Source organism: Frankia sp. BMG5.60 (assembly GCF_059428125.1).
Genome location: NZ_CM182091.1, coordinates 5572183 through 5585776 on the forward strand (window position 1 = coordinate 5572183; position 13594 = coordinate 5585776).

Below are 13594 nucleotides of genomic sequence, written 5' to 3' on the forward strand. Positions count from 1 at the left end.
GTGAAGCTCTCCCGCCTCCTGGCCGGCGTCGGGTTTGTCGTGCTCGTGGGGACCGCCGGGACGGCCTGCACGACGCACGCCGGGGCCGCCGCCCAGGTCGGATCGCAGTCCATCGACACCTCGCAGCTACGCGGCATCGTCGATCGCGGGCTCGCGGCCGCCGACGGCGTCCCGGTCTCGCAGTCCGGGCAGACCGCGTCGAGCGCCCTCAACCGCCTCGACCTCCAACGCCGCACGCTGACCACCCTCGTGCAGCTCCAACTGCTCTCCGCCGAGGCCGACCGGCGCGGCGTCACGCTCAGCTCCGGCGATGTCGCCTCCTACTACCAGGCGTACGCCATCCTGCAGTTCGGCAGTGTGCAGGCATTCGAGCGGCGGGCGGCCGCCGCGGGGTTCGCGCCGCGCGACGTCTCCGTGATCGTGCGCTCCGGCGCGCTGGAGTCGGCGCTGAGCGACCGGGTCAGCCCGCACCTGCTCGCCACCGAGGCGGAGACCCGGGAGCAGTACGACAGCATCGTCGACCAGGTTGGCCGGATCCCGCTCACCTACGCGCAGGCGAAGCCGTACCTGGCCCGCTTCATCGTCAGCCAGGAGCGTTCCGCGAAGCTGCGGCCCGTCCTCGCGCAGGCCGAGAAGAAGGACCCGATCTCGATCAATCCGCGGTTCGGCACCTGGAACACCGGCCAGTTCGCCGTGATCGCCGCGGACGGGTCGATCGCCAGCCGGCCGGAGCCCACCCCCACGGTGGACCTCACCGCCCAGTCCTGACCGCCCTGTCCTGACCGCCCTGTCCCGTCCCGATCAGCCGAAGCGAGTGGATGAGGTCATGCTGCTGCGGATCACCGTGGTCGTCACCAGCCCGCGGGTCGCGCCGGGTGTCCTCACCGCGCCGGCGTGGGACCTGATGCGCCGGGTGCCCGTGCTGACCGCCGCCCCGGCCCACCCGCAGCTCGCCGCCCTGCGCGCCGCCGGCGCGACCGTCGTCGTCGTCGACGGCCACCCGCCCGCGTGGGACCCGGCCGCGGTCGAGACGGCCGCGGTCGATCTCGCCGCGGTCGATCTGGCGGGGGTCGATCCGGCAGGGGCTGATCTGGCTGCCTTCCTGCGGGCCGGTCTGCCCGATCCGGCGGCGACCGAGGTCGTCTGGCTGCCGGACCCGTCCGCGCCGACGCCGCTCGACCGGGTGTTCGACCGGCTCGTTCAGCCCCGTTCGCCGGCCGGCGCCGGTGCGGCCGCGCCGCCCGCCGTCGGCGTCGTGGTGGACACCCTCGCCGGCACGGCGGAGCTGCCCGGGTCCATCCTGCTCGACGCCGTGGCCGTGATGGACCGGCTGCGCTCCCCGGGTGGCTGCCCGTGGGACGCCGAGCAGACCCACGAGTCCCTCGCCCCCTACCTGATCGAGGAGACCTACGAGGCGTACCAGGCGATCGAGGACGGCGACCTCGCGGAGCTGCGCGAGGAGCTCGGTGACGTGCTCATGCAGGTGCTCTTCCACGCCCGCATCGCCGCCGAGCGCGCGGGTGACGGCTGGGACGTCGACGACGTGGCGGCGGGGCTGGTCGCGAAGCTGATCCGGCGGCACCCGCACGTGTTCGCCGACGTGGTCGTCGACGGGTCGGCGAACGTCGCCGTCAACTGGGAGGCGATCAAGGCGGAGGAGAAGGGCCGCGCCTCGGTGACCGAGGGGGTGGCGCTGTCCCAGCCGGCGCTGACGCTCGCGGCCAAGCTGCTCAAGCGCGCCGGCGGGATCGGCGTGCCGGCGGACCTCGCGCTGGCCGGGGTCACCGATGGGACGGGCGGCACGGTGGCTGCGGTCGGCACGGTGGCTGCGGTCGGTGAGGTGGCTGCGGTCGGTGAGGTGGCTGCGGTCGGTGAGGTGGCTGCAGCCGGCGGGCTGGCGGGGTCCGGCGGGGTAGCCGAGGCCGGCGAGCGGGTCGCGGCGATTGCGGCCGACGCCGTCGCGGCACTCGGCCGGCCGGGCGTGGCCGCCGACGACGTTCTCGGCGATCTGCTCGTCGCCGCCGTCGCACTCGCGCGCGCGGCCCGGGTCGACCCGGAGCGGGCCCTGCGCACGTCGGCGCGCCGTTTCCGGGACCGGCTGGCCGCCGCCGAGCGTGCGGCCCGGGTGGACGGCCTCGCTCCGGGGGTGCTGCCCGGCGCGCGCTGGCGGGAACTCTGGGTCGCCCCGGCCGGCTCGGGTGAGCGCGTTGCGCCGGATGGGTGACGGCAGGACGACCGTGAGGTTGACACGACCGAGGAACTGGGACGGTCGGTGGTACTAGCCTCTGACCATGGCTGCCACCCCACGTAAGGCGCTGGCCGACGTCCGCCAGATCGCGGCGCGGCGGACGGCTCCGATCGTCCTGGAACTCGATCTGACGGTCGATCCGCTCGAAGGCGTTCCCAGCGACCCGGTCACCCTCGCCCTCGCCCACCGGCGCACCACGCTGCGCGATCTGGTGGAGGCCTTGCGCTACGCCACCGAGGACCCGCGGGTGTCGGTGGTGGTCGCGCACATCGGCGCCGCCGGGACGCCGCTGGCCCGCATCCAGGAGATCCGGGCGGCGATCGGCGACTTCCGGGCCGCCGGCGGCACCGCCATCGCCTACGCGGACACGTTCGGCGAGTTCGGCGGCGGCACGGGCCCGTACTACCTCGCCTGCGCGTTCGACGAGATCTGGCTGGCCCCGTCCGGGGACTGCGGGCTGACCGGCCTGGGGATGGAGACGCCGTTCCTGCGCGGCGCGCTGGACCGGCTCGGCGTCGCGGTCGAGATCGGCCAGCGCTACGAATACAAGAACGCGGTCAACACGCTCGTCGAGCGGGACTTCACGCCGGCGCACCTGGAGGCGGTGAGCCGGATCATCGAGTCCAGCTCGGAGCAGGTGGTGGCGGGCATCGCCGAGGGCCGCCGGATGCCGGCCGACCGCGTCCGCCGGCTCATCGACCTCGGCCCGCTGGCCGGCACCGTCGCCCTCGACGTGGGGCTCGTCGACCGCCTCGGCTACCGCGACGAGGTGTACGCGGCCGCACGGGCCCGGGTCCGGCGCTCGTCGGCGGGCGGCGGGTCTTCAGCGGCTGGCGGGTCCCCGGCGGGAAGCGGGTCCCCGGTCGTCGGCGGGTTCCCGGTCGTCGGCGCGGCCGACCCCGACCTCGCCCCCACGACGGACACCGACCTCGCCGCCGCCGGCCCGCCGGGCGGCGTGACCGCGACCGCGGCCGCGGCCGGGGACGCAGGCGCCGAGCCGGTGCTGATGTACGCCACGGCGTACCGCCGGCTCGCCGAGCGGCGGGAGAAGTCGCCGGTGCGGCGGGTCGCGACCCTCACCGCGCGGGGTCCGGGTGCCTTCTTTCTGCGCGAGACCTCGCCCACGCCGCAGCATCGGTCCGCCGACGCCGGCACGGACTCGGCGGGGGGCCGCGCCTGGTCGCCCGACGACGGCGCCACCGCGGACACCCAGGGCGTCCCGCTGGCGCCGTCGGTCACCGCGCCGCATCGCGACCCCCGCCGGTCGGTCGTCGCGCTCATCCACGGCACCGGCCAGGTCATCCTCGGGCAGGGCAGCCCGGGGCCGTTCGCCAGCCCGGTGCTCGCCGCGGAGGCCGCCGCGGCGGCGTTCCGGGCCGCCGCCCGCGACGAGGACGTGGCGGCGGCGGTGTTCCGGGTGAACAGCCCGGGGGGTTCCTACGTCGCCTCGGACCTGGTGCGCCGGGAGGCCGAGCGGTTCCGGGCCAGCGGCCGCCCGCTGGTCGTGTCGATGGGGGACGTCGCCGCGTCGGGCGGCTACTTCGTCTCCCTCGCCGCGGACCTCATCGTCGCGAATCCCGGCACGCTGACCGGGTCCATCGGGGTGTTCGCAGGTAAGCAGGTGGTCCGGGAGCTACTCGACAAGGTCGGGGTCGGCTTCGGGGCGGTCGCCGAGGGCGAGCATGCCCTGATGATGTCGCCGCGGCGCCCGTTCACGGTGGGTGAACGGGAGAAGCTGGAGGAGTTCCTCGACCGCGTCTACGCGGACTTCGTCGACAAGGTGGCCGTGGCCCGGCGGCTGACCCGGGAGCAGGTGCACGAGCTGGCCCGGGGCCGGGTGTGGACGGGGGCCGACGCCCACGCCTACGGCCTGGTCGACGAGCTCGGCGGGCTGACGGACGCGCTCAGGCTGGCCTGGACGCGCGCCGGGCTGCCCGAGGGGGACACGCCGCGGGTGCGGCTGGCGCCCAAGCCGTCGGTACTGGAACGGGTCCGGACGCCGAAGTCCAGCGAGGACCGCGGCGCCGCGGCGACGGCCCGGCCGGGAATCCTGGCCGGGGGGCTGGCCGCCCTGCTCGGCGCCGGATCCGGGCTCGGTGGTTCCGGGGCGTTCGGCGGTGCGGGCGGGCTCGGCGGGCTCCTCGGTTCCGTCGGGCTCGGTGGTTCCGGGGCGTTCGGTGGTTCCGGGGCGTTCGGTGGTGTGGGCGGGCTCGGCGGGTTCGCCGCCGGCTGGGGACCCTGGGCGCCGCTGGCCGCGCGGCTCGGCCTGCCCGTCGGCGGGCCGCTGATGATGCCGCCGCTCGGGCGTATCGACTAGGGGACTCGGTCCACGGTGGTCCGTGGCCCTGCGGTCTGATCGGGCGACGGGTACGGGGTTGCCGGGCAGGCTCGGCGTCCCTGCTACCGGGCCGCCGCCGTCGCGCCTTTCCGTAATCTTCTGTGCACAGAATCGTGCCGAGGGGTATGTACGGTTTTTGGCCTGAAAACCGTACCGAAGCCTCGGCACGATCTGGCCTCGATCTGGCCTCGATCTGGCCGGAACCGGGCTTGCCGGGGGGCGGCTGCCGGCAGGCCGCGAACCGGCGGCGTCCGGCTGGCGGCGTCCGGCTGGCGGCCGTGGGTCGTACGGGGCAGGCCGCTGCCGCGTCCGAGGGAGTTGGACAGGCGCGCCTGGCGCGGGAACACCATGATCGATCGGGCTGGCGGGACGGTTCCGCGGAAACCTCACGATGGCCGGCAGGTCGGCTGTGGGCCGGGCGCCCGCCCGACCCCACCTGGGTGCCCGGGGCCGCGGCGGGTCGCGGCCTGCGGGGCTGTGGGATGCGTGACACCGCGTTGCCCGCGTCGGGGCTGGCTGGCCGGCCAGGGCCGGTCGCGTGGCGGGGCCTCGCCGGAACCTTCCGCGACGCGCCGGGATCAGCGCCGTCCCGCGGGGGCGCGACGGTAGTCTCGCACCGACCGGTTCGTCCGGACGGCCCTGCTCGTCCCGCGGTATGGGTCCGCCACGCCGTCGGGTGTGCCGCGGGGTCCGGCGCGGTGCTGCTCGCTGGGCGCCGGTCCGCGGCGGTCCGTTCGGTGCCATCGTGTCGTCGCGTTCGAGTCGTCGCATTCGGAGGTCCTAGCCGTGCCGTCCATCGAGGCTGTCGGAGCCCGCGAGATCCTTGACTCGCGTGGCAATCCCACCGTCGAGGTCGAAGTCGTCCTGGAGGACGGGACGCTGGGCCGTGCCGCAGTGCCCAGCGGGGCCAGCACCGGCGCCTTCGAGGCCGTGGAGCTGCGCGACGGGGAGGACCGTTACGGCGGCAAGGGCGTCCGCAAGGCGGTGGCCGCGGTGATCGAGCGGATCGGCCCGGCGATCATCGAGCTGGAGGCCACCGAGCAGCGCCTGCTCGACCAGACGCTCATCGACCTCGACGGCACCCCGGGCAAGTCCGCCCTCGGCGCCAACGCCCTGCTCGGCGTGAGCCTCGCGGTGGCCAAGGCGGCCGCGGCCGCCAGCGGGCTGCCGCTGTTCCGCTACCTCGGCGGGCCGAGCGCGCACCTGCTGCCGGTGCCGATGCTGAACATCCTCAACGGCGGCGCGCACGCGGACACGAACGTCGACATCCAGGAATTCATGATCGCTCCGATCGGTGCGAGCACCTTCTCCGAGTCGCTGCGCTGGGGCGCCGAGGTCTACCACGCGCTCAAGAGCGTGCTCAAGGCGCGAGGCCTGGGTACCGGCGTCGGCGACGAGGGCGGCTTCGCCCCGAGCCTGCCCACCAACCGCGACGCGCTCGACCTCATCGCCGAGGCCGTCGACAAGGTCGGCCTGCGCCTCGGCTCGGACGTCGCGCTCGCCCTCGACGTCGCCTCGACCGAGTTCTACGCGGATGGCTCGTACACCTTCGAGGGCAGCAGCCGCACCGCCGAGTACCTCAGCGACTACTACGCGGAGCTGGTCGGTGCCTACCCGATCGTCTCCATCGAGGACCCGCTGGCCGAGGACGACTGGGCCGGCTGGGTGGCGCTGACCGAGCGGCTCGGCAACAAGGTGCAGCTCGTCGGGGACGACCTGTTCGTCACCAACCCGGAGCGGCTCGCCCGCGGGATCGCCGCCAAGGCCGCGAACGCCCTGCTGGTCAAGGTCAACCAGATTGGCACGCTCACCGAGACCCTCGACGCGGTCAACCTCGCCCACCGCAACGGCTACCGGGCGATGATGTCGCACCGCTCCGGTGAGACCGAGGACACCACGATCGCCGACCTCGCCGTCGCCGTCGACTGTGGCCAGATCAAGACCGGCGCCCCGGCCCGCACCGAGCGGGTCGCGAAGTACAACCAGCTCCTGCGGATCGAGGAGGAGCTCGACGACGCCGCCCGCTTCGCCGGCGCAGCCGCCTTCCCGCGGCACGGGCAGCCCGCCTGATCCGCATGCCGCCGCCGCGCGCCGCGCTGACCACGAGGGCGACCCTGCTCGCCGTCGTGATCTGCGTGCTGGTCCTGACCCTCGCCTATCCGCTGCGGTTGTACCTGAAGCAGCAGAGCAAGCTCTCGGAGCTCGCGCGGACGAACGCGCAGACCCAGGCCCGGGTCAACGAGCTGCGCTCCACGGTCGGGCGCTACGACGACCAGGCCTGGGTCTCCGACGAGGCGCGTCGCCGGCTGCACTACATCAAGCCGGGCGAGCGGGCGTACCTGATGCCCGCCGCGCCCACCCCCGCGCCCGGTGACGAGGGCGAACGCGGTGGATCGTCCGGTGGCTCGGCCTGGTACGGGCGGCTGTGGTCGGAGATCGCGACGCCTTAGCGGCGCGCCGGCGGGCGGGCCCGGGTCCTGGGCCCGCCCGTGGAGCTGCGATGCTTCGTGGATCTGCGATGCTAGGCGGCGGTGCCGGTGCGCGGTCGCCGTCCCGGGGAGGAGAGCGTCGCGGTGCGGGAGGAGAACGTGGTGTCGACGGCGGTGACGGCGGTGACGGCCGAGGAGGTCGAGATCGTCGGGCGGCAGTTGTCCCGTGCGCCGCGCGGGGTCCTGGCCGTCGCCCATCGTTGTTCCTGCGGGCTGCCGGACGTGGTCGAGACCGCTCCCCGGCTGCCCGACGGTTCGCCGTTTCCCACCCTGTACTACCTCACCTGCCCGCGCGCCGCGGCGGCGGTGTCGCGGCTGGAGGGGGCCGGGATCATGCGGGAGATGACGGCGCGCCTCGCCCACGACCCCGATCTCGCCGCCGCCTACGCCGCGGCGCATCGGGACTACCTCGCTCGCCGCGACGCCCACGAGGTCCTGCCCGGCACCCCGAGCGCCGGCGGCATGCCGGAGCGGGTCAAGTGCCTGCACGTCCTCGTCGCGCACAGCCTGGCGGCGGGCCCGGGCGTGAACCCCTTCGGGGATGAGGCGCTCGCCGCCGTCGACGACTGGGGTCGGCGGGGGCCGTGCGTGGCCGCGAGCCCGGCCGCGGCGGGCGGAACGGGCGGAACCGCGGCGGGTTCCGCGGGGACGACGGAGGAGGTGCCGGCGTGAACCGCGTCGCCGCGATCGACTGCGGGACCAACTCGATCCGCCTGCTGGTGGCGGACTACGACGGGTCCGGGCTGCACGAGCTGACCCGCCGGATGGAGATCGTCCGGCTGGGCGCCGGGGTGGACCGCACCGGTGAGCTCGCCCCCGAGGCGCTGGCGCGGACCTTCGCCGCGCTGCGCGACTACGCCGCCGAGATCGAACGCCTGGGTGCCACCAGGGTGCGGATGGTGGCCACGAGCGCGACCCGCGACGCGCGCAACCGAGACGAGCTGGTCACCGGCGTCCGCGCGATCCTCGGGGTCGACCCCGAGGTGATCAGCGGGGACGAGGAGGCGGCGCTGTCGTTCGGTGGCGCCATCGGCGACCTCGTCAGCGGATCCGGGCAGTTCGGAGCGCCGGGTCGGGTGGGGGCACCGAGCCAGCCGGGAGCATCCGACCGGTCGGGAGGACCCGGGCAGTTCGGAACATCCGGCGATCCCGGTCCCTCGGACGCGCGCGGAGGATCCGGCCGCGAGCCCGGCGCGCCAGGCCCGGCGGGAACGCCAAGCCAGCCCGGGACGCCAAGCCAGCCCGGGACGCCAAGCCAGCCCGGGACGTCCGGCGAGCTCGGGACGTCCGGCCAGCTCGGAACGCCCGGTCGGCTCGGAAAGATCGGCCAGCTCGGAAAGATCGGACTGTCCGGAACGGGCGGCTCGTCGTCGGTCGCCACGCCGATCCTGCTCGCCGACATCGGCGGAGGCTCGACGGAGCTGGTGTTCGGGGACGCGCGCGGCGTGCGGGCGGCCCGCTCGGTGAACGTCGGCTGCGTCCGACTGGCCGAGCGGCACCTGCGCGACGACCCGCCGACCCCGGCGCAGGCCGCGGCGATCGTCGCCGACGTGCACGCGGCGCTCGACCTCGCCGCGGCGACGGTGCCGCTGACCGAGGCCGCCACCCTGGTGGGCGTCGCGGGGACCGTCACCACGGTGGCCGCCCTCGCCGCCGGGCTGGCGGAGTACGACGCGGACCGCATCCACCTGTCGGTGACGAGCGCCGAACAGGTTGCCGCCGTCACCGAGCGGCTACTTGGCATGACGCACGACGAGCGGGCGGCACTGCCGGTGATGCACCCCGGGCGGGTGGACGTCATCGCGTCCGGCGCGCTCGTCCTGCGCACGCTGGTCGAACGCACCGGCGCCACGGCGGTCGTCGCGAGCGAACGGGACATCCTCGACGGGATCGCGCTGGCCCTGGCCCTCTCCCCGCCGGCCGCGAGCGGCTCGGCGGCCGGGAGCCTCGCGGCGCCGCCGTCGACGCCCGCGCTCTCCCTGCCGCCCGCGCCCTGCCTGCCGACCGGGGCCGGTCCCGCCGCGGGATGACGGCCGGCCCGCAGCGCGGTCCGGCGCGGCCGGGCAGCGGCTGGCCGGGGGACCTCGCAGACCCGACCACCCCGGTCGCGGCGACCGGCGCGCGGGTGCGCGAGCTGGCCGCCGGCGCCGCCGACACGGGCGCGCTCGACGCCCGGATGTCGGTCTGCCGGGCCTGCCCGCGCCTGGTCACCTGGCGGGAGGAGGTCGCGGTGGTCCGTCGGGCCGCGTACGCCGACCAGCCGTACTGGGGGCGGCCGGTGTCCTCGTTCGGCCCGGCCGACGCCCGGATCCTGATCGTGGGCCTCGCCCCCGCCGCCCACGGCGGCAACCGCACCGGGCGCATCTTCACCGGCGACCGCAGCGGCGACTGGTTGTTCGCCTCGCTGCACCGGGTCGGGCTCGCGACCCGGGCGACGTCGCACTCCGCCGGGGACGGCCAGCGCCTGCCGGCCACCCGGATCGTCGCGGCAGTCCGCTGTGCACCCCCGGCGAACAAGCCGACGACGGCGGAACGGGACACCTGCCGCCCGTGGCTGGTCCGGGACCTGGAGCTCGTCCGGCCGACGCTGCGGGTCGTCGTCGTTCTCGGCGGGTTCGCGTGGACGGCGCTCTGGCCGGCCCTGGTGCAGGCCGGGTACTCCGTCCCGGCGCCCCGGGTGCCGTTCGGCCACGGGACCTGGGTCGAACTTCCCGGGACGGGGGTCCGGGTCGTGGGTTGCTATCACCCGAGTCAGCAGAACACCTTCACCGGTCGGGTCACCGAGGTGATGCTGGACACGGTTTTCGGTTCCGCGGCCTCGCTGGCGGAAGTGGTTGGGCGGATCGACTAAGTCCACGCCTTGTGGCCACGGACACAGCACGTGAGCCACGGCACTCTCTTCCGCCGGCGACAAGATGGGCCGAAGGTCGTCCGTATTGGTGTCCTGCGTCACGGAATAGGCGGGGCCGGCCGGCTCCACGCCGGGTGTAAGCCGGCCCCCGCGGGTACCGTTTTTGCATGGGCTATGGGCAGGCACCGCACATCCTCATCGTCGGCGGGGGATACGTCGGCATGTACACGGCCCTGCGGCTTCGGCGGAAGCTGCACGGGGACGAGGCGACCATCACCGTCGTCGAACCCAACTCATACATGACCTACCAGCCGTTTCTCCCGGAGGCGGCTGCCGGCAACCTTGAGCCGCGTCACGTCGTCGTTCCGCTACGCAAGGTGCTTAAGGGCTGCCGGATCATCAGTGGTTATGTCGCGACGGTGTCACACGAGCAACGCACGGCTTCCATCCAGCCGCTCCTCGGGGACGCTTTCGACCTTAAATACGACATTCTGGTGATATGTCCGGGTTCGGTGGCCCGGACGCTCCCGATCCCGGGTCTCGCCGAGCAGGGAATCGGATTCAAGAGCGCGGCCGAGGCCATCTATCTCCGAAACCAGGTCATCAGTCGTCTCGACGCGGCCGCGTCGGCCACCGATGCCGCGGTCCGCCGCCGCGCGCTTACCTTCCTCTTCATCGGTGGCGGATATGCCGGAATTGAGGCACTCGCCGAACTTGAGGACATGGCACGTGATGCATGTTCTTATTACCCGGATCTGGCGCCCGCGGACATGCGCTGGGTGCTCGTCGAGGCGACGGGCCGCATTCTCCCCGAGGTTTCGCCCGCAATGGGGCTGTATACGGTCAAGCAGCTCGAGCACCGCGGAATCCAGGTGAAGCTGAACACCAGGGTCGAAAGTCTGCTCGACGGAAATGTCGTTCTCGACGACGGCGAGCAATTCGAGGCCGGCACCGTGGTGTGGACGGCCGGCGTCAAGCCGAACCCGATGCTCGCCCGGACCGATCTGCCGCTCGACGACCGCGGCCGGCTGCGGGCCACCGCCTTCCTCCAGGTCGACGGGGCGGCGGACGCCTGGACCGCCGGCGACTGCGCGGCCGTGCCCGACCTGACCAAGGGCGAGGGGGCGACGACCGGGCCGTCCGCCCAGCACGCCGTCCGCCAGGCCCGCCGGCTGGCGGAGAACCTCCTCGCCGAGCTGCGGCACGAGCCCATCAAGCCCTACGAGCACAGCTATGCCGGCAGCGTGGCGTCCCTGGGGCTGCACAAGGGCGTTGCCGAGGTCTACGGGGTCAGGCTGCGGGGCTGGCCCGCGTGGCTGATGCACCGTACGTACCACCTCAGCCGGGTGCCCACGGTGAACCGCAAGGCCCGCGTGGTGGCCGACTGGACCCTGGCGCTGTTCTTCCGTCGCGAGATCGTCTCGCTGGGCTCGTTCGCCGACCCCAGGGCGGAGTTCCGCCGGGCGGCGACCCCCGCGTCCGCGCCGGCCGCCGGCACGCAGGCGGCCCTCGGCATGCCGGCCGCGGTCGACGCCCCCGCCACGGACTCCACCGCCGACTCCAGCGCGGACAAGGCCGTGCCCGCCGCGTCCGCCTCCCCCGGGACGCCCGCCGCCGCGCCCACCCCGCCTGGGACGCCCGCGCCCGCCGCCACGGCGCCAGAGGCGAACTCGCAGCCCGCGCAGCACCGGAGCTGACCGTCGCCCGCGGGCCCCGCCACGACCCCACGGCGGCCGGTGAATCCCCGCCTCTCGTGGGGTTCACCGGCCGTCGCTGCTTCACCGGCCACCGCTGCTTCACCGGCCACCGCTGCTTAACGACACCAAGGTGGGGGCGGGATTCCGGCATCTCCGGACTGGCCCGACGCTGCTAACGAGCCGCGAGCTCGGCTTTCCGACGATCTGGGTCGTCCACTGATCGGCGGGGATGGCAATGCGGCAGCGCCCTAGTCACGAAGAGTCACGCTTTCGTTGGGGGGCGCCATCTCCGGACCACTTTTTCCGCGATGTGTTATTCCCAGACCCTACGCAGCATGGTAGAAACATCAGCGATGTAGACGAGCCGGTGTATCCCAACTGGTAGAGGAGGCTGTCCTAAAAACAGCTCGAGTGTCGGTTCGACTCCGACCACCGGCACAATCCATTGCCGATCGCCCGCGTGCGTTGGTGAACGCCGCGGGTGGTCGGCATGGAAGGCTTCGTCGCCATGGTGAGGTGCGCCCCCGCGCGGGGGCGCAATGATTCCTTGCATCATCGAATCCGCTACTATCCGTTCCAGATTCGTCACAACTTCAGTACGTGGTGGTCGAGCCTGTCAGCCCACGGCGCCGACCGGGCGGCGGGAACCTCACCGACGGTGGGTTCGTTGCGTGGTTGACGTGTGCACCAACTGATGACGGTGGCGCCGCCCCGGCGGCGACCGAGAGGAGCCGGCTCGATGGCCGACCTTCGTTCCTCGAACCCCGTGCTGCGCCGCGGCGGGTTCGCGCCGCCGCCGACGCCCACCCCGGAGGAGCTCGCCAGCCACTACCGGCAGCCGACCACCCTCACCGTCGACGACGTGGTGGTGCACACGCTGGGGCTGTTCGCCCTGCTGGGTGTCGGCGGTGCCGTCGGCTGGGTGGTCGGGCGGGACGCCCCGGGCATCGCGCTGGCCGCCGGTCTCGTCGCACTGGTCATCAGCCTCGTCGTGTCGATGCGCAATCGGCTGCGCCCGTCGCTGGTCATCGCCTTCGCGTTGATCGAGGGCGTCGCGGTGGGGGCGATCTCCCGCTTCTACGAGGACGACTTCGCGGGCATCGTCCCGCAGGCGCTGCTCGGCACCGGGCTGATCTTCGTCGTCATGCTCCTCGCGTACCGCAGCCGCCGGCTGCGGGCCACTCCGCGGATGGCCCGCATCGTCACCGGCGTGCTGTTCGGCGTCATCCTGCTCAGCCTGGTCGACCTGGTCGTCAGGGCGGTCAGCGGGAGCCACCTGCCGGTGATCAATGACGCGACGCCGCTGGGCATCCTGTTCAGCGTGCTGGTGCTCGGCGTCGCGAGCCTCCAGTTCATCCTCGACTTCGACTACATCGAGCGGGCGATCGCCGCGGGCGCGCCGCGCTCCGAGGCCTGGCGGGCCGGCTTCGGCCTGCTGATCGGCTTCGTCTGGGTCTACCTGGAGATGCTGCGGCTGCTGTCCAAGCTGCGTCAGTAGCCCGGCGCCACCGGAACGGGTCAGCCGGAGCGGTCCGGTCCGGCGGCGGTGGGCGTGACCCGCAGGATGCAGCGCTGATCGCGGATCATCGCCGCGCGGTAGTCGTCCCAGTCGGGATGCTCGCCGGAGATGTCGCGGTAGTAACCGACCAGCAGTTCCATCGCCGCCGGCAGCCGGACGATCTCCGCGGTGCCGGTGATCTGCACCCACGGGCCGAAGAAGTCGTCCGGCAGCACGCACAGCCGCACGGTCGCGTCGCGCTCGACGTGGCCGACCTTGTACGCGGTGAGCCTGGTGCTGATCAGCAGACGACCCTCGGCGTCCACCCCGACCGTCACCGGCGACATCTGCGGGCTGCCGTCCCGGCGGGTGGTGCTCAGCACCGCCCGGTGATGATCGCGGACGAACTCGGTGGCGGCATCGAGGTCCATCCGCACATTCTGTCCGACGGGACGAGACTCCCGCGACGTGAC

11 protein-coding genes and 1 tRNA gene are annotated in these 13594 nt (G+C 73.7%); 11 read left to right on the forward strand and 1 reads right to left on the reverse strand.

Translation table 11 applies throughout. The annotated features are described in order from the left end of the window. The 11 genes from AC5R91_RS22825 to AC5R91_RS22875 all read left to right on the forward strand — a co-directional run bounded on the left by AC5R91_RS22825 (position 1) and on the right by AC5R91_RS22875 (position 13121). Positions 1–768, forward strand: coding sequence for a SurA N-terminal domain-containing protein (locus tag AC5R91_RS22825; protein ID WP_495393360.1), 768 nt, complete (start codon positions 1–3; stop codon positions 766–768). 58 nt (positions 769–826) lie between these two features. Beyond that, positions 827–2224 carry a nucleoside triphosphate pyrophosphohydrolase gene (locus AC5R91_RS22830; protein WP_495393361.1) on the forward strand — a complete coding sequence of 466 codons (1398 nt, stop codon included), beginning with the start codon at positions 827–829 and terminating at the stop codon, positions 2222–2224. Positions 2225–2291: 67 nt separating this feature from the next. Next, positions 2292–4565, forward strand: a complete 2274-nt coding sequence (gene sppA / locus AC5R91_RS22835; protein ID WP_495393362.1) for a signal peptide peptidase SppA — start codon at positions 2292–2294, stop codon at positions 4563–4565. Between the two features lie 807 nt (positions 4566–5372). Then, positions 5373–6656 (forward strand): phosphopyruvate hydratase, encoded by a 1284-nt coding sequence (gene eno / locus AC5R91_RS22840; protein ID WP_495393363.1) that lies wholly within the window; start codon positions 5373–5375, stop codon positions 6654–6656. 5 nt (positions 6657–6661) lie between these two features. Further along, the gene (locus AC5R91_RS22845) at positions 6662–7036 is read left to right on the forward strand and encodes an FtsB family cell division protein (protein ID WP_495393364.1); all 375 of its coding nucleotides are present in this window, start codon (positions 6662–6664) and stop codon (positions 7034–7036) included. 123 nt (positions 7037–7159) lie between these two features. Then, positions 7160–7747, forward strand: coding sequence for a DUF501 domain-containing protein (locus tag AC5R91_RS22850; RefSeq protein ID WP_495393365.1), 588 nt, complete (start codon positions 7160–7162; stop codon positions 7745–7747). Beyond that, positions 7744–9105, forward strand: coding sequence for a Ppx/GppA phosphatase family protein (locus AC5R91_RS22855; RefSeq protein WP_495393366.1), 1362 nt, complete (start codon positions 7744–7746; stop codon positions 9103–9105). The genes AC5R91_RS22850 and AC5R91_RS22855 overlap by 4 nt, the downstream gene beginning before the upstream one ends. Further along, positions 9102–9926 carry a uracil-DNA glycosylase gene (locus tag AC5R91_RS22860; protein ID WP_495393367.1) on the forward strand — a complete coding sequence of 275 codons (825 nt, stop codon included), beginning with the start codon at positions 9102–9104 and terminating at the stop codon, positions 9924–9926. Before AC5R91_RS22855 ends, AC5R91_RS22860 begins: the two co-directional genes overlap by 4 nt. A gap of 167 nt (positions 9927–10093) precedes the next feature. Then, entirely contained in the window at positions 10094–11623 is a 1530-nt protein-coding gene (locus AC5R91_RS22865) for an NAD(P)/FAD-dependent oxidoreductase (protein ID WP_495393368.1), read from the forward strand. Between the two features lie 363 nt (positions 11624–11986). After that, positions 11987–12061, forward strand: a tRNA-Leu gene (locus AC5R91_RS22870). Between the two features lie 301 nt (positions 12062–12362). Then, positions 12363–13121, forward strand: a complete 759-nt coding sequence (locus tag AC5R91_RS22875) for a Bax inhibitor-1/YccA family protein (RefSeq protein WP_495393369.1) — start codon at positions 12363–12365, stop codon at positions 13119–13121. Positions 13122–13141: 20 nt separating this feature from the next. On the opposite strand, the gene AC5R91_RS22880 is transcribed toward AC5R91_RS22875, so the two are convergent. Beyond that, complete coding sequence (locus AC5R91_RS22880; RefSeq protein ID WP_495393370.1) at positions 13142–13552, reverse strand: PPOX class F420-dependent oxidoreductase; 411 nt, start codon at positions 13550–13552, stop codon at positions 13142–13144. Between the last annotated feature and the right edge of the window lie 42 nt (positions 13553–13594).

Bases quoted from the DNA above. Each gene is read 5' to 3' on its own strand.
- AC5R91_RS22860 (WP_495393367.1), top strand. From the start codon at position 9,102: ATGACGGCCGGCCCGCAGCGCGGTCCGGCGCGGCCGGGCAGCGGCTGG.
- AC5R91_RS22830 (WP_495393361.1), top strand. From the start codon at position 827: ATGCTGCTGCGGATCACCGTGGTCGTCACCAGCCCGCGGGTCGCGCCG.
- sppA (WP_495393362.1), top strand. From the start codon at position 2,292: ATGGCTGCCACCCCACGTAAGGCGCTGGCCGACGTCCGCCAGATCGCG.
- AC5R91_RS22880 (WP_495393370.1), bottom strand. From the start codon at position 13,552: ATGGACCTCGATGCCGCCACCGAGTTCGTCCGCGATCATCACCGGGCG.
- AC5R91_RS22845 (WP_495393364.1), top strand. From the start codon at position 6,662: ATGCCGCCGCCGCGCGCCGCGCTGACCACGAGGGCGACCCTGCTCGCC.
- AC5R91_RS22865 (WP_495393368.1), top strand. From the start codon at position 10,094: ATGGGCTATGGGCAGGCACCGCACATCCTCATCGTCGGCGGGGGATAC.
- AC5R91_RS22875 (WP_495393369.1), top strand. From the start codon at position 12,363: ATGGCCGACCTTCGTTCCTCGAACCCCGTGCTGCGCCGCGGCGGGTTC.